The sequence below is a fragment of the Peribacillus sp. YIM B13477 genome, from assembly GCF_042787955.1.
In the GTDB taxonomy this organism is placed as follows: Bacteria; Bacillota; Bacilli; order Bacillales; family DSM-1321; genus Peribacillus; species Peribacillus frigoritolerans.
In genome coordinates this window covers 61572-79942 of record NZ_JBHZPD010000013.1, presented here as the reverse complement: position 1 = coordinate 79942, position 18371 = coordinate 61572, and the positions used below count along the sequence as shown (strand labels likewise).

Genomic DNA, 18371 nt, shown 5'->3' with positions numbered 1-18371 from the left:
CCGAAATACTGTCTAGCCGAGACCCCACAGGCGCTTACGCCGAGGAGGCTTGGCAGGCAGTCGGCGGAAAGGGAGCGAATTTCTGAAATCAGCTGCAACTTGAACCTAAAAACGGAAACTATACTGCTGTATAGTTCCCGTTTTTTTCTTGCTTTTAAGAAAGAATCAAATGTGTGCCGGTCTCTTTAAACGAAGAGATGAAATCTTTAGGCAGATGATCGTCAGTAATGATGTAATCGATTTTATCCAGTGACGATATCCCGATGGTCACGTCTTTCCCGAACTTGGAGCTGTCAGCGGCAACATAGACTTCTTGGGATAAATCAATGATTTTTTTTCGTGTGTTCGCTTCTTCTAAATTATAGTCGGATATCCCTTTTTCAACGGTTATGCCGCTCGCACAAATGAATGCTTTTGAAATATTCAATTCACTGAAGTTGAATAAGTAGTCGAATGCAACGATGGATTGTTCATTTCTCCTGACTTTCCCGCCTATGATCAATATCTCGATATCGCTATGAATGAGCTCATTTATAACAGGGATCGAACTGGTTATTACGGTCAGTTTCTTTTTCTGTTTTATATATTTAGCGATTTGATAGGTTGTCGAACCACTATCGATATAAATGCAATCCCCATCGTCGATATACTCACTGCATTTTTGGGCGATGGATTCTTTTTCTTCTAATTGACTGAACATCCTTTCATCTATCGTCGATTCTCCAAACTTCGATTGAACCAGCTTAACGCCGCCATAGATCTTTTCAATTTTTCCTTGCCTTGTAAGAAGGTTTATATCCCTTCTGATGGTTTCGATGGAAACTTGCATTTCTTCAGTAAGTTCGGCAATCTTCATCACTTTTCTAATCGTTAATAACTCGATGATCTTCTTTTGCCTTTCAAGAGGAAGCATAAGTTACACCCGCCTATTCTTCATATCTATCTTCCTGATATTCAGTTTAAGTGTACTGTTTACTGCGAACATATTCAACATATAGATGATAAAAATATCATTAGTTGGTCAAAAGTTAGTATCAATTTAGTAAAAATGTGTTCAATATTTACAGAGTATTTACAAAAATCCCAACTTCGGTTTACAAAGGGCTTTTATACTAAGGGTGTATTAAAGGAGGTGAACGGTTTGCTAAAACTACAAAATATTAGCAAGCAATTCGATGGAAAATCAGTTTTGGATCATATAAATCTTGAAATTAAAACGGGGGAGATCGTTTCACTATTAGGACCAAGTGGAAGCGGCAAAACTACTTTATTACATATGATTTTGGGCTTGACGGGTATCAATCATGGAAAAATCATTTTCAATGATACCGATTTGAGTAACGTGCCCATGAAAGACCGGGGATTTAATATCGTTTTCCAGGATTATGCTCTTTTCCCGCATTTGAATGCCTATGAAAATATCGTTTATGGATTGAGGAACAGGAAGGGATCCGTTTCCAAGGAAGAGCTTCAGGAATACATCGATTTCCTGGAATTAACGCCGCATTTGAAAAAAAGGATCAGCGAATTATCAGGGGGTCAGAAACAAAGGGTTTCGATCGCAAGGACTCTTGTAATGAAACCGAAAATCCTCTTGCTTGATGAGCCGCTGAGTGCTTTGGATGGTGTGATCAAGGAATCGATAAAGGAACGCATCAAATCCATTGCCCGCGAATTTAAGCTGACGACCATCATAGTGACTCATGACCCGGAAGAGGCTTTGACGATGTCGGATAAGATTTTGATCATTAATCAAGGGAATATTTCTCAATTTGGATCACCGCAAGAAATCATCAATCAGCCAGCCAATGATTTTGTTAAGGAATTCATTCTTAAACAGCTGGAGATCAAGAGAGAAAATATTTATAACTTATTCGGTGAAAAGTATGCCTGATGTAAAACCGGCAATGAGAGTCATTTATATACCTATCTTACTGCTATTTGCCGCTTTTCTTTTCTTGCCGCTTGGCATGTTGTTCGTCCGTTCTTTTGAAACGGCAGATGGAATCAATCTCTCGAATTATCTAACAGTCCTTTCCAATGCAGAGCTGATGAAGTCATTTGGAAACAGCGTGAAAATCTCGGGACTCACAGCCGTCATTACGACCGTTTTAGCCTTTTTCCTGGCCTATTCCATCCATTGCACCCGATTATATAGGCCATTAAAAAGTGTAATTAAAACCGGGATCCTTATTCCGATGCTGCTTCCGACAATCACATTCGGGTTTGCGATCATCTACTCTTTCGGCAATCAAGGAATCATAACGAAGATTTTTGGAAGGAATCTCTTCGATATATATGGATTTAATGGATTATTGATAGGTTATGTAATCTATACATTGCCATCAGCTTTTCTTCTCATTAATAATTCCTTCAAGTACATGGATAAAAAGTTCATCATCGTCTCAAAATTAATGGGTGACGGAACGATAAGAAGTTTCTTGAATACGATCATACGGCCATTGTCAGGAACTTTAGGTGGAGCTTTTGTACTTTCCTTCATCTTGAGCTTCACCGACTTTGGGATACCGGCTTCGGTCGGCGGGACCTACACCGTCGTTGCGACGCAACTGTATCAAGTCATGCTGGGTTCCATCCCTGATTTCAATAATGGCGCAGTGATTGCCATTCTCATGCTCATTCCGGTAGTGTTCAGTGTTTTCCTATTAAACTATCTGGAAAAACTTAATTTTCATTATGACAAGTTCAGCGATATTGAATTGACGCAGCACAAAGGGAGGGATATCTGTTTTGGCGGTATCTCGCTGCTGGTCTTAATAGGAATGTTTTCTGTATTTGCAGTCATGTTCATTGCACCATTTTTAACTAGTTTCCCTTACGATCTCACCTTCACCTTAAAGCATTTTATCGACACATTCCAATCGAGCGATTTAACGGCAGTCTATAAAAACTCCTTATTCGTTGCCTTGATGACGGCCGTACTGGGAACGTTCGTCGCCTTTAGCTCGGCGGTCTTGAATGTCAGGACGCCCCTTAAGGGGAAATCATCAATGGATGTCATTTCGATGCTGACGAATACAGTACCGGGAATGGTGTTGGGTTTATCGTATTTGCTGCTGTTCAACGGCAGCAGCTGGAAGGGGACCTTTGCCATCATCATTCTATGTAACATGGTCCACTTCTTTACGACACCCTATTTAATGGCGAAGAACTCTTTATCCAAAATGAACCCTGCTTGGGAAACCACCGGGAATTTATTGGGGGATAGCTGGATCAGGACAATCTATCGTGTCATTCTGCCTAACTCGGCATCTACGGTAATCGAGATGTTCAGCTACTATTTCATCAATAGTATGGTGACGATCAGCGGAATCATCTTTTTGGTCACGGCCCAAACCACATTGGTGGCCAGCAAAATTAAAGAGCTTCAGCATTTTGCCAAATTCAATGAAATATTCATCCTGTCTCTACTTATCTTTTTTACAAATCTAGTCGTGAAGCTGCTTTGTGATCATTATCAAAAAAGACAATTCAAACATTAATAAGGGGGATATTATGTCTAAAACGATCAAGATAGCCTTACTTTCTTTAGTTGCTCTAAGTTTGGTATTTGTATTGGTGGGCCGTAACAGCGGCAAAGCGGATGAGGAAAAGGTGGTCATTTATACGAATGGCGATGAAGAAGCCACTGCCGCAATGGAGACTTCGCTGAAAGATGCCGGATACGAAGGAAAATATGTCCTTCAATCATTAGGCTCATCTGAATTAGGAGGGAAACTGCTCGCAGAAGGAGATGAAATCGAGGCTGATGTCGTGACGATGAGTTCCTATTTCATTGAAAGCGCACAGGAACAGCACTCCATGTTCAAGGAACTGTCATTCAGTACAAAAGCATTGGAAAAAAAACCAGCCTATTATACACCGATTTTGGCCAATACCGGTTCCATTTTTGTGAATACGGAAGTGCTTAAACAAAAAGGCCTGCCGATGCCTACCTCGATTAAGGATTTAACAAAGCCGGAATATAAAGGGCTCGTTTCAATTCCTAATATCCTGGACTCTTCAACAGGGTGGCTGTTAGATCAAGCAATAATCAGTCAATACGGTGACGCAGAGGGCAAAAAGGTTCTCCATGATTTAATAGCAAATAGCGGTCCGCATCTTGAGAGCTCAGGTTCAGGCCCGATCAATAAAGTTCAAGCAGGGGAAGTGGCTGCCGGTTTTGGTTTACGTTATCAAGCCGTGATGGCTAAAGAGTCGGGCTTACCGATCAAATTCGTCGATCCGGCTGAGGGGAATTTCTCCTACACGGAATCCGTGGCTGTCGTGAATAAAGGTAATGAAGCTAAAACAAATTTAGCGATGAAAATGGCAGAAACGATCAGTAAAGATGCTAGAAAAGAACTGTTGAAATATTACCCGGTCGCACTTTATGAAGGTGAAAAGGTAACGGAAAAGAATAAACCGGCCCACCCTATGAAATTCAAGCAGCCCCTAACGGTCGAATTATTGAAACAGCACCAAGAGTTCTTTAAATCAGCACAATGATAAATACAGTGAGGAGTGAAGGAAAATGAATACCTATAAACTATTGACGCCTGGACCGCTGACCACTACAAGTACGGTGAAACAGGAAATGCTTGTTGACCGCTGCACATGGGAAAATGATTATAAAGAAATCACACAAAAAATCAGATCCCAGCTTCTTGAATTGGCATATGCTGCAAACGGAGAATATACGGCTGTACTTATGCAGGGAAGCGGCTCGTTTGTTGTAGAGTCTGTGCTGACGACTGCACTTTCAAAATCCGATAAAGTGCTGATCATTACGAATGGAGCATATGGAAAACGGATTGTGAAAATGGCGGAGTGCATCGGCCTGAATCATGTTGAATATGGCGTAGAGTACAATGAATATCCAAAGGAAGCTGAAATCCGGAACATTTTACTGGATGATCGCGACATCACACATATAGCGATGGTTCATTGTGAAACGACGACAGGGATTTTAAATCCGATAGAGATGGTTTCGAAGATATCAAACGAACAAGGGAAATCCTTGATCATTGATGCGATGAGCAGCTTTGGCGGAGTGGAGATGAATGTGCCTGAACTCGGAATTGATTATTTGATCAGCAGTGCGAATAAATGCATTCAAGGAATCCCTGGTTTTGGTTTCGTCATTGCAAAGCTTGAGAAATTGTTGGCTTGTGAAGGCAATGCCCGCAGTTTATCCCTGGATTTATATGACCAGTGGAAAGAGATGGACAAGGATGGGAAATGGCGTTTCACATCTCCAACACATGTAGTGGCCGCGTTTGCTAAAGCGCTGGAAGAATTAACGGAAGAAGGCGGCATCCCAGCCAGATTCACCCGTTATAAAAATAATAATGATAGGCTGAGGGAGCTGATGGGGAAATTGGGCATTCATGCATACATCTCACCTGATAAACAATCGCCTATCATTACAACTTTCCTTTTTCCAACTGAAACCTTTGATTTTGGGGAATTCTACAATTTCATCAAAGAGAGGGGCTATGTAATTTACCCCGGAAAGCTGACTGACATAGATACATTCCGGATCGGCAATATTGGCGAAATTCATGAAGAAGATATCGAGGAACTTGGAAGGATCGTAGAAAAATATATGAAAGTGGTGACAGTATGAATAAGGTAGAAGGAATCATTTTGGATTGGGCTGGAACAGCTGTGGATTTTGGATGTTTTGCACCAGTGAATGTTTTTGTGGATATTTTTAAGAATGCTGGACTGGACGTGACGATGGAGGAAGCCAGAGCTCCGATGGGCATGCTGAAAATCGACCATATTCGTGCGATGCTGACCATGCCAAGGATATCCTCGTTATGGGAGGAGCAATACGGAAGGCCATTCAATGAGGAAGACGTTGAAAAACTATATGCTGAATTCGAACCGGCGCTGATGATGTCATTGGCGGATTATACAGATCCCATTCCAGGGGTTATCGAGACGGTGGGAGCATTAAGGAATCGCGGCCTGAAGATTGGGTCGACAACGGGCTATACGGATACAATGATGGAGGTCGTCACAGCAAATGCTTTGAGAAAAGGGTATGGGCCGGATTTCCATGTAACCCCGGATGCAACCCATTCGATTGGAAGGCCATATCCTTACATGATCTATCGGAATATGGAAAAATTGAAATTAGCGGCATCATGGAAGGTGGTGAAGGTAGGCGATACCACTTCCGATATGCAAGAGGGAGTGAATGCTGGGGTATGGACGGTCGGAGTCATTGTCGGAAGCTCTGAGATGGGATTGAGTTTGGATGAGTATACAAGTTTGCCAGAAAGAGATAAACAAGATCTCATCTCTAAAACGGCAGATATCTTTTTGAAAAACGGGGCAGACTTCACCATCAAAACGATGGAGGAACTGCCTGAACTCATAGATCATATCAATCTTCTTATAGCGGAGGGGAAAAGAACTCGTTCAAACTAGCATTCAGTGCGAAGAAAGTGCAGCCATCCTTGAGTAGGGATGGCTGCACTTTCTTTTCCCTAATTTCATACATACGTGCAGAATGGATCGTTTTTTTTGAAATTTAACTCGCCTGCTTATTGTAAAAAGTGAGAAAAGAGTGTACGATTAAATGAGAATGATAATCAATCACACTTGATTACCGGGGAGTGGACGTAGATGGAACAGCAGGATTTATTTGATGTAACGGTTATTGGGGGAGGGCCAGCAGGCCTTTACTCCACTTTTTATAGCGGACTTAGAGAAATGAAAGTTAAACTGATTGAATACCAGCCACGGCTGGGCGGGAAAATTCATGTCTATCCAGAGAAGATGATTTGGGATGTTGGAGGGCTGACACCGACTACTGTGGAAAAATTAATTGAGCAGCTAGTGGAGCAAGGTTTAACATTCAACCCAACAGTCGTCTTGAATGAGAAAGTGGAATCAATCACACGTAATGAAGAAGGCATCTTCGTTTTACATACGGCTTCAGGTCAAGTGCACTTTTCCAAGACGGTCATTGTCGCGGTTGGCGGCGGAATCCTGAATCCGCAAAAGTTGGAAATAGACGGGGCAGAAAGGTTTGAAGTCTCCAATTTAAACTATACTGTCAAGTCTTTCAATCGTTTCAAGGATAAGACGGTGATCATTTCAGGCGGCGGGAATTCTGCTATAGACTGGGCAAATGAATTAGAGCCCATCGCCAAAAAGGTGTACCTGACATACAGGAAAGATAGTTTAGCAGGACATGAATCACAAGCAAGGCAATTGATGGAAAGCTCTGCTGTTTGTTTCTTGAATACGACGATTACAAAATTGATCGCCTGCGACGATCATGAATCAATTGAACATGTTGAACTGACGAATCACGCAACGGGAGAGGTATCTTACTTACCGATCGATGAAGTCATCATCAATCATGGTTATGAGCGTGATACATCACTGCTTCAAAATAGTAAAGTGGACATTGCCATTGCCGACAATTATTATATTGAAGGTACTCCTGCAAGTGAATCCTCGATGGATGGAATATACGCAGCCGGTGATATCCTTAAGCATGAGGGTAAATTGAACCTGATAGCAGGCACTTTTCAAGATGCTGCAAATGCCGTAAACAAGGCAAAGCAATATATCCAGCCTGACGCTCACGGAGTGGGGATGGTTTCTTCCCATAATGAAATCTTTAAAAAGCGCAACAGGGAATTGATCAAGGAAATGATGAAACCGGCTGGGGTACTTTAAAGGGAGCGGATTTCTGAAAGCAGCTGGAACTTCATTGAGGGTTTGTATAATCTGATCGTTGATTTCCACTCCAGGCACTCGCTTTCCGCAGGCGACCCGCCCTCGGGCGCCCTTTGCGCATGTGGGGTCTTCCTTGGACACGCTTTTCCCGCAGGAGTCTCGTACCTACCGTTCCAATCAACTGGAATGTTTTTTTAGAAAAATTTTAGGCAAACTGACTTTTCTTCGAATTTTTCTACAGTTTAAAAGCTCCAGGGCCACATTGGCCCTGGAGCTTTTAGTATCTTCGAAATTATAGTGATTCTTTAATGACCTTCTTGTAATGAAATACGGATAGGATTCCGAAGATCGAATACAATGCCGTGTATAATGCCATGACGATGATCATCGGTGCCCAAACTTCGGTCCCGAAAAAGAACCATCCTGACTGGACTGCGAAATAACTGTGAAGCAGCCCGACGACTAAAGGAATGCCGAAATTGAAAACTTGTTTTGCTTGGATTCCTCTTAGTAAGTCACCACGCGTGAATCCTAGTTTTCTTAAAATCGTGTAATTGGATTTTTCACCTTCACTTTCATCCATTTGCTTGAAATAAAGGATGCAGCCGGATGTGATGAGGAAGGTTAATCCCAAGAAGCCGACGATGAACATCATAAGACCCATATTCTTCTTCTGGTTGGTGAAATCTTCTAATTGGGAATCATTTACATGTTCTTCTTTAAAATTCATTTTACTGAATAGATCATTCGCTTTTTCAAGTTCAGCTTCATCCTTCACATCAATGCCGATATTGACGGATGATACTTTTTGGATTTTCGGGTCGACATCTTTTTTCAAACGGTCGAATATCGTTTGGTCTACAATGGCAACGGGCAATCCGCCACTCGTGAAGTAATAGGACAGGAAGGTATCATCATTCAAACCCAGATATGTTTGCGGAATCACTTCATTTTTGCCCTTCAGTTCAATCTTTCCGGAATCCTTCAAGGATATGACCTTCTCCATCATACTACTGTATCCGCTGAAAAGGGTCTCATCTTCAGCAAGGTTGATTCCTTTAACGGATTCATCACTGATGACGGGAACGGTCATGATATCCGAATCGAAGTTCACTCCTTCGAGGCTCGTTTCCATTATTTCCTTTACATTGACATCCACTTGAATGACGTCAATCACCTTTGCGTCATAATCAATTTTACTGTCTGATAATGCTTCTTTGAATGCATCTGCATCACCCTTATCCGTCATCGAAAAATCGGTTGGGATACTGCTTTGTGCCATTTTCTCCGCTGAGTAGTAGGAGATATAGCTTAATGATAATAAACCGATTGCCAAAGCGGAAACGGTCGTGATGATCGTCAATAATATCGCATTCGATTTCATCCGGAACATGATGGATGAAAGGGATAATACTTCATTGATGTTCAAATAGCCATTTTTCTTTTTACGGATGATATTAAAGATGAAGCTTACGGATCCTTTATAGAATAGGTAAGTACCGATGATGACGGTTGCCAAAATGAAGATCATGGCCATAAAAAGCTCGGTCATCTCTGTAAAAGCTCCATCGAATAATTTGGATGAAATGACATAACCAGCAATGATCAGGGCGATCCCGAATATCCCGATGATCATTTCGAACATCGAAACCTTTTTCACTTTTCCTTCCGTCATTGAAGTCACTCTAAATAATGATAGAATGGTTTGCCTTTTAATGAAGGCATAATTCATCAACATGATTAAAAGATAGATGGCGCTAAAAACGAGTAAGGTTTGCACTAGCGGCTGAAAAGAAAATGTAAGAGTCGCGATTGCTTGGACACCCATTATTTTAAATAGGATCATGATGATCAATTTTGAAGCGGCAAACCCTACAAAGATTCCCAGGAATACGGAACAGAAATACAGGATCAGGTTTTCCACACTCAGGATCCGGAATATCCTGTTCTTCGTCATGCCTATCAATTGGAATAAGCCAATTTCTTTACTGCGTCTTTTAATGAAAATGCTATTGGCATATAAAAGGAATATGGAAACAATCGCAACAAGCAGGATTGATGCAGCCTTGATGGAGGCGGCACCTTTCACCGTACCCTCCGCTTTATCCAGCGCTGGGTCATATTGCAAGGTGACAAAGGCAAAGTACAGGGAAGCGCTGAAGATCAGGGCAAACACATACAGATAATAGTTCTTCAGATTCTTCTTCAGATTTCGCAAGATGAGTTGATTAATGCTCATTTTGAACCCCTCCCAATACACCTTGTGTTTTCATGATGTCCTTGAAGAAGGTTTGTCTTGATTCTTCACCTTTATTCAATTGGGTATAGATTTGTCCATCTTTAATGAAAATGACTCGGCTGCAATAACTGGCGGCCACCGGATCATGGGTTACCATGATGATGGTCGCTTTGTGCTTTTTATTCATTTCGCTCAGTTTGTTCAGTAAATCGGAAGCTGATTTGGAGTCAAGCGCCCCAGTCGGTTCATCCGCAAAAATGATGCTTGGATCATGGATGAAAGCCCGCGCTGCAGACGTACGCTGTTTTTGACCACCGGAAATTTCATTTGGGTATTTATCCTTCACTTCATATATGCCCAATTCCTTCGCCACGCTATCAAACTTTTGTGCCGCTTCATTATTGGGCGTTTTTGTAATGGATAAGGGCAAAAGGATATTTTCTTTGACAGTCAATGTGTCCAATAGGTTATATTCCTGGAAAATGAAGCCCAAGTGGTTCTTACGGAATTCGGCCAAATTCTTTTCTTTCATCCCCGAAATCTCTTTACCATCGATCGTAATGGTGCCGTTGCTGATTTTATCGATCGAGGAAAGGACATTCAGCAAAGTCGTTTTTCCTGAACCGGAAGCACCCATGATACTTACGAATTCACCTTCTTGTATGCTTATATCAAGACCCTTTAATACTTCTTGTTTATTGAATTTATTACCATAGCTTTTATGGATTTTTTTCGCTTCTAATATATTCATTTGGATACACTCCTTTTTTTCTATATCCTCATTATAAAAGGCCATGTATTTCTTTTCCTTCGTTTGGACGAACAAAGAATAAAAGCATGTGACACTTTTGTCACATGCTTGTGATATTCACGAAATCATTTCTTTTTGGGAAGGTCAAGGTAACGGTCGTCCCGGTTCCAAGCTCTGATTTCACATCAATGGAGATGAATAAGGACTCGGCCGCATTCTTGGTTAAATATAGACCCATGCCGGTTGCCGCGCTGTCACGATGATTTGTCGTGGATGTAAATCCTTTATCAAATATGCGGGATAAATCCTTTGGGTCAATGCCCCGTCCGGAATCCTGCACTTCCAGAACCGTTTGTCCGGCTCGCTCATGGCTATATATTATGATATCTGAGTTTTCACTGTATTTAATGGAGTTGGTCAAGAGCTGCCTCATGATGAAGGCCAGCCACTTGGCATCACTAAGCACTTCGGTTACATCCAATTGGATGTCGAAGCCGATTCCTTTTTGAATGCACCATGACCGCAGCGTTTTAATCTCATCAAAGATTATTGTTTCCAAATCGGTTTTCTCTATATACAAATCATTTTCGATGAAAGGCATGCGCCTTTGATGGAGCTGCTGATCAAGAAGAAGATGAATGCGCAGCCACTCATAAGTCAAGTGTGATTTCAGCAATTCATCATCCAAGCGGTCAATCATTAAATGCATCGCCGTCAATGGTGTCTTCACTTCATGAATCCAAGATAATAATTCATCCTTCTCCTGCTCTAAAGTCATTTGACCGGTTGCTGCGGATCGCTTCAATAATTCGGTTTGGTTAATGATGCAGTTTTCTATGATTTTTTCGAAAGGGCTCTCTGGTTCGGCTATATTCGTTATATCCAGGTTGTCTTCCCGTGCTTCTAAACTTTTATAAAAGTAGGTTTCCTTTTTATAGCGGAAAATCAAAAACATACTGAACATGAGCAATGATAAAAAAACAATATACAGTATGGGCCTTAACGGAATGGCCGAATCAAGATAGGCGACAAAGATAATGAATAGATGAAGAAGTATGTAGAATGTGATCCAGCTGAACCTTTCCACGAGATATTTTCCGATCATGCATTTGCCACTTCCACGGCGATATAGCCCTGTCCGACTTTCGTTTCGATAAAATGCCCTAGACCCAGTTCATCCAACCTCTTTCGTAAACGGTTCACATTCACTGTAAGGGTGTTATCGCTTATGAAACGTTTGTCATCCCATAAGCTGTTGATCAATTCTTCGCGGCTTACGATCTTGTTTTTCTGTTCAATGAGCTTTTTCAAGATGAAAATTTCATTTTTCGTCAATTCGATTGTGCCCGTCTCGGCCGAAACCGTGTTCTTCTCGTAATCCACGGTGGCGCCGCACCACGTTTTCAACTCGATCTTTTCCGTATTGTAATTATAGACACGGCGAAGGGTGGCCTGTATCTTCGCGATGAGTACATCGAAATGAAAAGGCTTCTGGATAAAATCATCAGCTCCAAGCTGCATGGACATCACCATGTCCGTAGGATGATCACGTGATGATAAAAAGATGATGGGAACATTGGAATGGGCCCGGATCATTCTGCACCAATGAAATCCGTCAAACTTCGGCAACTGTATATCAATGATGACCAAATCAGGTTTTATGTCCGTGAATTCCTGAACCACTTTACTAAAATCGCTGATTCCGTAAATATCATAAGACCATTGCGCCAATCTATCTTTAATTTCATTGAATAACGTCGTATCATCTTCTATCAATAATAGTTTAAACAATGGGTTCACCGCACTTTCCAGCTTTTTCTTAAAAGTATATAGTAAAATCTTTATAGGTTCTAGAGGAAGGGAGGGGCAAGGGAGGTAATAAACTACTGGTTGTGTGTAAACCATTATTATATTAAAATTGGCATAATGAATGGAGGAAGTGAATTTATGACTGATTTTCCTAATTGCCCTGCATGTGATTCAGAATATACATACGAAGACGGCAGTCTTTTAGTTTGCCCGGAATGCGCCCATGAATGGACGGTGGAAGCGGAAACGGAAAATGGTGATCAAAAGAAGGTTATCAAAGATGCTAATGGAAATGCCTTGAACGATGGTGATACCGTTACGGTAATCAAGGACCTTAAAGTGAAAGGGAGCTCATCCGTCTTAAAAATGGGCACTAAAGTCAAAAGCATCCGTCTAGTTGATGGAGATCATGATATTGATTGTAAGATAGATGGTTTTGGTGCAATGAAATTAAAATCCCAATTTGTTAAAAAGGTGTAATTAAAAAACGGCCTAATCCATTGATTAGGCCGTTTTTTTAGATTACTAATTAATAAACTTTGTCACCGTTAAAGATTGAATTCTTAACGACCACATAATCCACATTCCGGATGGCTTCCAACTTGGTACCGCCTGCATATGAAATGGATGACTGAAGATCTTGTTCCATTTCCTTCAACGTATCTTCCAAAGATCCTTTGTGCTCGACAAACATCTTTTTGCCTTCAACGTTTTTCTTTTCACCTTTTTGGAATTCAGAAGCTGAACCAAAGTATTCTTTAAAGGCCTTTCCATCTTTCTCGATCGTTTGACCTGGAGATTCTTCATGTCCGGCAAATAGTGAACCGATCATGACCATTGAAGCTCCAAATCTAACTGATTTGGCAATATCACCGTTCGTGCGAATGCCGCCGTCAGCGATGATTGGCTTGCTTGCCGCTTTTGCACACCAGCGAAGTGCAGCTAATTGCCAGCCGCCCGTTCCAAATCCAGTCTTGATTTTAGTGATGCATACTTTCCCTGGTCCAATGCCCACCTTTGTAGCATCCGCACCGGCATGTTCCAATTCACGTACCGCTTCAGGAGTTCCCACATTTCCTGCAATGACAAAACTTTCAGGTAAATGTTTTTTAATATGCTGTATCATTTTTATCACGGCATTGGAATGTCCGTGCGCAATATCTATCGTAATGTATTCAGGCACAATGTTGTCATTCGATAATTGTTCGATGAATCCGTATTCTTCTTCTTTAACGCCGACACTGATGGAAGCGATCAATTCTCTTGAATGCATGTCTTTAATGAAAGTCAGTCGTTTTTCTGGCTCAAAACGATGCATTACATAAAAGTAACCGTTTTCAGCCAAGTAAATGGCAATCTTTTCATCAATGATCGTTTGCATATTGGCAGGTACTACAGGTAACTTGAATGTATGCTTACCTAAAGTAACGGATGTATCACACTCAGAACGGCTATTTACTACACATTTTGCAGGAATTAATTGAATATCTTCATAATCAAACACGTTTTCCATGTTATGCACCTCTATATACGAATATTTTTGTCTTTTTTAATAAAAATTGTTCGCCCATTAGGTAATGTACATCATTTTTGACAGTAAGTCAAAAATTTTATTGGTTTTGTTCTGATTTTATTTCAACTTAATGGGAAATCCGTAACGGGATAGGAAGCGAAATAGACAATGAAAATGATTTCCACTCCAGGCACTCGCTTTCCGCGGGCGGGAGCCTCCTCGGTACGCCTGCTGGTTCTCCCATGCCGCGCTTTTCCCGCAGGAGTCTCGTACCTTCCGTTCCAATCACCTAAAAAAAATGCTGGCTCGTCTTACTCCGAACCCAATTTAAGACTAGTTTATCCCTCATGTTTTTTTCCTGTACTCCTTAATGGATGGAAGAAATTTGCGACACTCCTGCCGAATAACGGGTTAGCCGAGACCCCACAGACGCTTGGCTGCCAGTCGGCGGAAAGGGAGCGGGTTTCTTAAATCAACTGGAATTTTTTGTATGCAGCTTAAAATACTTAAGTATTTTCACCAATCAGGACGACTTTTACACATTTACGTTTTTTTACATCATCTTAACGTTGACCGACATGGCACTAAGTTAAAATGAAAATGGGTAACGAATAAGAATGGGGGATTGGCATGAAGGTTGAATTACATTGTCATACGAACGTTTCAGATGGTTCCAGTTCTTTTGAAGAACTATTGGAGGTTGCAAAAAGGGAGAGCATTGGCCATTTAGCGATTACGAATCACGATACAACAATGAGATTGCAAGAGATGGTGGAACGGGGTAAGGAAATAGGTATTGAAATCATCCCTGGTATCGAAGTTTCCGGTTATGACTTTGCAAGAGGAAGGCGTGTACATATTTTGGGCTATTTTGTCGAGCCTGGTCATAAGGCCCTTGAGGATTTATGTAATCCACTGATTGAAAAGAGGAATGCAGCTTCTGAAAAAATGGTGGAACGGCTGATTCATGCAGGATATCGAATAACTTGGGATCAGGTATCTAAATTCAGGGGAGGAACCGGTGTTTATAAACAGCATATTATGCTGGCGCTTCGGGAATCGGGGTATACGGATTCTATCTATGGAGATTTGTATAGGAAAATCTTCAGCCGCGGCCAAAATGGGGAAGAGCCGGGCATTGCCTTTATTCCTATGGAGTATGTGAATGCCATACTGGCTGTGAAGGCGATTCGTGCTGCCGGAGGCGTCCCTGTCCTTGCTCACCCTGGACAATACGGGAGTTTCGAAATTATCCCTGATCTTGTAAAAGCAGGGCTTGAAGGGATTGAAGTTCTTCACCCGCATCATGGTCATGCAGATGAGGAAAGAGCGATTTCATATGCAGATCAATATAATCTCATTAAAACAGGAGGTTCCGATTTTCATGGGGATTATGGGGAAAAGCCGATTCGGCTTGGCAGTATGAGCCCTGGAACGGAATGTGTGAATGCTTTGAAATTAAGGAAAAAAAGCATGGCCATTAATGATGTGGTATTGAAAAATATCGATCTATGAAACCAGGAATTTGCTGTGAAAGCGGCATGCTTACATGCTGGATTGGGAATTTGAAAGACTGAACATACAGGGTCTTGTATGGAAAAAGATCGATAAAATAAGTGCTTCCTTTCGTTCTGGTAATTGACCAGGACTTTTTTTTACAAGAAAATCATGATAGCTTCATATTTTCTCATTACACTGACAATAACAAGGAAATTATATGTAAAGGGGGATTTTTGTTGGCGGATGATAAGGTCTTTAAAATTGGCAGGCTTAGGTTAATGGACGATTTCCCGATTGCTCTTCATACATCTTTTGTAACAAAATCAACTTTTCCTGAAATAGAAAAGGACGGTCCGGATATGACCTCCATGTTTCAATATTATCGGCAGCGCGGCTTTGTAGAGTTCGGATCCAGCACGAGCACGCTGAATGTGATTTTTCCCACTCTTTTCGAACGGGATATTTTGCAGTGTTCAAGTTTGATTCCACTTTTGCAAGTGGAATCATTATGCCGGGATAAGTGGAGTAATCAAGTCCTTGAGCACACGGTCATAATCTATCGGAGCGATTGTTTCATATATGTTATATAAAAACTTCCATTCCAGATATCGATCGAATTCACTAGTAAATGCTCTGAATTCACGAGTAAAAGTACGAAACTCACGAGTAAATGCTCTGAATTCACGAGTAAAAGTACGAAACTCAAGAGTAAATGCCCCGAATTCACGAGTAAAGGTACGGAACTCACGAGTAAATGCTCCGAATTCACGAGTAAAGCACGAAATTTGAATAGTGCAGGCTAGGGAAATATGGGCTCTGCCAATCTATCAACTTGGTGCAGCCCCTGACAGTCACGATCGTTTCATAGCATGCATGAAAAAAGACCACAAAATGACGTGGTCTCTTTGTTTTGTTTGAAAAGTCTCTGGCTGATTATTTAATTTGTCATGAAAGGCTTATATAAGGGCGGCCTTTATTTCTTGAATCTGTTTGATATGCCTTTGTTCATGTAAGGATAATAACTCAATCCATTGATCCAATGAGAGGTCCCCGAACAGGGGATGTTTGGCTTTCTTTCTATTTAACAGGATATCTGAATCCATATCATAAAGAACCTGTAATAATCGATCCCTTGATTCTGCCAGCAAATCCATGAGGCTCGATAATTGAAATGGGGCTGAAGAGGGTGAAATGGCCTCAGGGGATGAGAATTTCCTTGTTCTATCAGTAACGAAGTAAATGTTTTTTTGAATGATATTATTAAAATCCCTTTCCCGAATGCCATTTGCTATAACTTCTGTAAAAACCTGTTCCGTAAGATATAAATGATGGCAAATTTGGGCGATGTTCCATACTTCAGGCACAGGCTTATGGTGGAGCGTTTTTTCATCCAACTCCGTAATTTCCTCAATTAACTGTTTTCTTGATTCAAATAGCAAATCATACTCGATATAATTCATGAGAACTCCCCTTTTGTGACACCCACATATGAAAGCATCACTGAATTTTTTGAAATAGGAAAAAAAGGGATATCTGATTGCATAAAGAATGCATAAAAACTACGGAAAAAAACACCTGATTTAAAGTGGATTCATGATGATTGAAGGAGTGCGACACTATGTTTTTGAAACATGGTTTCTATTTAATGAAGAGTGTTAAAAGATATCTCTTATAGTACAACGAAAAGACATGTTCACTGGTATTCATAATTTTGGGAAGAAATGCAAATGTGGAGTCAGGTTTGTATTCCCAGGGACTACATTTTTTCTGGAGCTTTGATACCCTATCATGCCTATGCAAAAAAGTTGAGTTTATGCCTACTTAGAATGTTGCGCCTAGGGCCTCCGCTAATGAACTGCAAAATGAAGCTGGCATTCAAAGGGAAAAGAATCTATAGTAGCTGGACATTGGAAATTATTATATCTGAATTATAGCACAGTTAATATTTTCCTAGAAATGTTTATATGAAAAGATACGGAAGGTTTCCACATCGAATTTTGACTTTTTATACTATCTAGGGAAAAGTTGCTAACGCAATGGGAAGCTTATAAACTGAAGGTAGAAAAAATCAACCAGGATTGGATGGTGAATGGAATGGCTAAAACAATAGTTGAAAAACTGAATTTACATAAATATGAACGGGTGGCAGTCCTGAATCAGCCAGACGGGGCGGATTATTTAGCAGAGCTGCCGGATTACGATACAAAGCTTAATGAAAGTGCCTATGATCTTATATTTGCCTTTGTATTGGATATGGATTCTTTAAAGAGAATCGTGGATAAGGTGATCGAGAAAAATCATTTAAGTAAAAACGGCTATATTTTTTTGGCGTACCCCAAGAAGGGGAATAAAGAATATGCTACATATATTCATCGTGATGATCTGATGCAGGGCCTTGGTGCGGATGATGAAGGGTATGTCGGCTCGAGTGACCTGAAGTTTGCGCGTATGGTTGGGTTGGATGATGTCTTTACGGTAGTCGGACTGAAAGTAGACTCAAAAAATAGAAACCGTCCATCTACCAAAGCAAGCCAATCAGTAGATGATTATATCGGCATGATTTCTGAAATTGAGAAAGATTTGCAGGATTCCCCTGATTTGCTTGCGTTCTATCAATCACTTACTCCAGGGTATCGCAAGGATTGGGCCCGTTACGTGTATAGTGCAAAACAAGAGGCGACACAAGTGAAACGGCACCAGGAAATGAAAACGATTTTAGGAGAAGGTTATAAGAGCAGGGATCTATATCGAAGGAATAAATGAGGGTGGGGAATGTCTTCCATTCTCTTTTTTCTGTTCTGTTCACCCTATCAAAAGCATATACTAGACCGAATCCAGACTTAAATCGTAATAAT

General features: G+C 41.0%; 18 protein-coding genes. 11 read left to right on the top strand and 7 right to left on the bottom strand.

Annotated elements, in window-relative coordinates; translation table 11 throughout:
• A partial coding sequence (locus ACFX4H_RS24395) for a hypothetical protein (protein WP_377436418.1) occupies positions 1-189 on the top strand: 189 nt, incomplete at its 5' end.
• On the opposite strand, the gene ACFX4H_RS24390 is transcribed toward ACFX4H_RS24395, so the two are convergent.
• Complete coding sequence (locus ACFX4H_RS24390) at positions 155-913, bottom strand: DeoR/GlpR family DNA-binding transcription regulator (RefSeq protein ID WP_241634951.1); 759 nt, start codon at positions 911-913, stop codon at positions 155-157. The two genes, ACFX4H_RS24395 and ACFX4H_RS24390, sit on opposite strands and share 35 nt — an antisense overlap.
• Positions 914-1141: 228 nt before the next feature.
• On the opposite strand from ACFX4H_RS24390, the gene ACFX4H_RS24385 reads away from it, so the two are divergent.
• The 6 genes from ACFX4H_RS24385 to ACFX4H_RS24360 all read left to right on the top strand — a co-directional run bounded on the left by ACFX4H_RS24385 (position 1142) and on the right by ACFX4H_RS24360 (position 7704).
• Positions 1142-1894: an ABC transporter ATP-binding protein gene (locus tag ACFX4H_RS24385; RefSeq protein WP_377436417.1), complete on the top strand. Its 753-nt coding sequence runs from the start codon at positions 1142-1144 to the stop codon at positions 1892-1894.
• On the top strand, positions 1887-3503 hold the full coding sequence (locus ACFX4H_RS24380; protein WP_328138123.1) for an ABC transporter permease subunit: 1617 nt from the start codon (positions 1887-1889) through the stop codon (positions 3501-3503). Before ACFX4H_RS24385 ends, ACFX4H_RS24380 begins: the two co-directional genes overlap by 8 nt.
• A 13-nt stretch (positions 3504-3516) precedes the next feature.
• On the top strand, positions 3517-4509 hold the full coding sequence (locus tag ACFX4H_RS24375) for an extracellular solute-binding protein (protein ID WP_377436416.1): 993 nt from the start codon (positions 3517-3519) through the stop codon (positions 4507-4509).
• Between the two features lie 25 nt (positions 4510-4534).
• Complete coding sequence (gene phnW / locus ACFX4H_RS24370) at positions 4535-5629, top strand: 2-aminoethylphosphonate--pyruvate transaminase (protein WP_328138125.1); 1095 nt, start codon at positions 4535-4537, stop codon at positions 5627-5629.
• Positions 5626-6441, top strand: a complete 816-nt coding sequence (gene phnX, locus ACFX4H_RS24365) for a phosphonoacetaldehyde hydrolase (protein ID WP_377436415.1) — start codon at positions 5626-5628, stop codon at positions 6439-6441. The genes phnW and phnX overlap by 4 nt, the downstream gene beginning before the upstream one ends.
• A 198-nt stretch (positions 6442-6639) precedes the next feature.
• Positions 6640-7704 carry an NAD(P)/FAD-dependent oxidoreductase gene (locus tag ACFX4H_RS24360; RefSeq protein WP_377436414.1) on the top strand — a complete coding sequence of 355 codons (1065 nt, stop codon included), beginning with the start codon at positions 6640-6642 and terminating at the stop codon, positions 7702-7704.
• Positions 7705-7996: 292 nt separating this feature from the next.
• Here ACFX4H_RS24360 and ACFX4H_RS24355 read toward each other — a convergent pair whose 3' ends face one another.
• The 4 genes from ACFX4H_RS24355 to ACFX4H_RS24340 form a co-directional block, all read right to left on the bottom strand.
• The gene (locus tag ACFX4H_RS24355; RefSeq protein WP_249597361.1) at positions 7997-9943 is read right to left on the bottom strand and encodes an FtsX-like permease family protein; all 1947 of its coding nucleotides are present in this window, start codon (positions 9941-9943) and stop codon (positions 7997-7999) included.
• On the bottom strand, positions 9933-10694 hold the full coding sequence (locus ACFX4H_RS24350) for an ABC transporter ATP-binding protein (RefSeq protein ID WP_048689374.1): 762 nt from the start codon (positions 10692-10694) through the stop codon (positions 9933-9935). Before ACFX4H_RS24350 ends, ACFX4H_RS24355 begins: the two co-directional genes overlap by 11 nt.
• Positions 10695-10794: 100 nt before the next feature.
• Complete coding sequence (locus ACFX4H_RS24345; RefSeq protein ID WP_283866218.1) at positions 10795-11799, bottom strand: sensor histidine kinase; 1005 nt, start codon at positions 11797-11799, stop codon at positions 10795-10797.
• Positions 11796-12485, bottom strand: a complete 690-nt coding sequence (locus ACFX4H_RS24340; protein WP_034309338.1) for a response regulator transcription factor — start codon at positions 12483-12485, stop codon at positions 11796-11798. Before ACFX4H_RS24340 ends, ACFX4H_RS24345 begins: the two co-directional genes overlap by 4 nt.
• Positions 12486-12641: 156 nt before the next feature.
• On the opposite strand from ACFX4H_RS24340, the gene ACFX4H_RS24335 reads away from it, so the two are divergent.
• Positions 12642-12983 carry a zinc ribbon domain-containing protein YjdM gene (locus ACFX4H_RS24335; RefSeq protein ID WP_034309336.1) on the top strand — a complete coding sequence of 114 codons (342 nt, stop codon included), beginning with the start codon at positions 12642-12644 and terminating at the stop codon, positions 12981-12983.
• A gap of 49 nt (positions 12984-13032) precedes the next feature.
• Here ACFX4H_RS24335 and guaC read toward each other — a convergent pair whose 3' ends face one another.
• Complete coding sequence (gene guaC / locus ACFX4H_RS24330; RefSeq protein WP_034309334.1) at positions 13033-14016, bottom strand: GMP reductase; 984 nt, start codon at positions 14014-14016, stop codon at positions 13033-13035.
• A gap of 630 nt (positions 14017-14646) precedes the next feature.
• On the opposite strand from guaC, the gene ACFX4H_RS24325 reads away from it, so the two are divergent.
• Positions 14647-15531 (top strand): PHP domain-containing protein, encoded by an 885-nt coding sequence (locus ACFX4H_RS24325; protein ID WP_377436413.1) that lies wholly within the window; start codon positions 14647-14649, stop codon positions 15529-15531.
• A 221-nt stretch (positions 15532-15752) separates the two neighbouring features.
• Positions 15753-16106: a UTRA domain-containing protein gene (locus ACFX4H_RS24320; protein ID WP_249597364.1), complete on the top strand. Its 354-nt coding sequence runs from the start codon at positions 15753-15755 to the stop codon at positions 16104-16106.
• A gap of 366 nt (positions 16107-16472) precedes the next feature.
• Here the strand turns inward: ACFX4H_RS24320 and ACFX4H_RS24315 are convergent, their stop codons facing one another.
• Positions 16473-16976, bottom strand: a complete 504-nt coding sequence (locus ACFX4H_RS24315; RefSeq protein WP_249597365.1) for a DinB family protein — start codon at positions 16974-16976, stop codon at positions 16473-16475.
• A 634-nt stretch (positions 16977-17610) separates the two neighbouring features.
• On the opposite strand from ACFX4H_RS24315, the gene ACFX4H_RS24310 reads away from it, so the two are divergent.
• Positions 17611-18279, top strand: coding sequence for a YdeI/OmpD-associated family protein (locus ACFX4H_RS24310; protein WP_377436412.1), 669 nt, complete (start codon positions 17611-17613; stop codon positions 18277-18279).
• The last annotated feature ends 92 nt before the right edge of the window (positions 18280-18371 follow it).

What these genes read in the sequence shown, in the direction of transcription:
- ACFX4H_RS24325 (WP_377436413.1), top strand. Translation starts at nt 14,647, where the DNA reads ATGAAGGTTGAATTACATTGTCATACGAACGTTTCAGATGGTTCCAGT.
- ACFX4H_RS24345 (WP_283866218.1), bottom strand. Translation starts at nt 11,799, where the DNA reads ATGATCGGAAAATATCTCGTGGAAAGGTTCAGCTGGATCACATTCTAC.
- ACFX4H_RS24310 (WP_377436412.1), top strand. Translation starts at nt 17,611, where the DNA reads ATGGCTAAAACAATAGTTGAAAAACTGAATTTACATAAATATGAACGG.
- phnW (WP_328138125.1), top strand. Translation starts at nt 4,535, where the DNA reads ATGAATACCTATAAACTATTGACGCCTGGACCGCTGACCACTACAAGT.
- ACFX4H_RS24390 (WP_241634951.1), bottom strand. Translation starts at nt 913, where the DNA reads ATGCTTCCTCTTGAAAGGCAAAAGAAGATCATCGAGTTATTAACGATT.
- ACFX4H_RS24335 (WP_034309336.1), top strand. Translation starts at nt 12,642, where the DNA reads ATGACTGATTTTCCTAATTGCCCTGCATGTGATTCAGAATATACATAC.
- ACFX4H_RS24355 (WP_249597361.1), bottom strand. Translation starts at nt 9,943, where the DNA reads ATGAGCATTAATCAACTCATCTTGCGAAATCTGAAGAAGAATCTGAAG.
- guaC (WP_034309334.1), bottom strand. Translation starts at nt 14,016, where the DNA reads ATGGAAAACGTGTTTGATTATGAAGATATTCAATTAATTCCTGCAAAA.
- ACFX4H_RS24350 (WP_048689374.1), bottom strand. Translation starts at nt 10,694, where the DNA reads ATGAATATATTAGAAGCGAAAAAAATCCATAAAAGCTATGGTAATAAA.
- ACFX4H_RS24360 (WP_377436414.1), top strand. Translation starts at nt 6,640, where the DNA reads ATGGAACAGCAGGATTTATTTGATGTAACGGTTATTGGGGGAGGGCCA.
- ACFX4H_RS24315 (WP_249597365.1), bottom strand. Translation starts at nt 16,976, where the DNA reads ATGAATTATATCGAGTATGATTTGCTATTTGAATCAAGAAAACAGTTA.
- ACFX4H_RS24380 (WP_328138123.1), top strand. Translation starts at nt 1,887, where the DNA reads ATGCCTGATGTAAAACCGGCAATGAGAGTCATTTATATACCTATCTTA.
- ACFX4H_RS24375 (WP_377436416.1), top strand. Translation starts at nt 3,517, where the DNA reads ATGTCTAAAACGATCAAGATAGCCTTACTTTCTTTAGTTGCTCTAAGT.
- phnX (WP_377436415.1), top strand. Translation starts at nt 5,626, where the DNA reads ATGAATAAGGTAGAAGGAATCATTTTGGATTGGGCTGGAACAGCTGTG.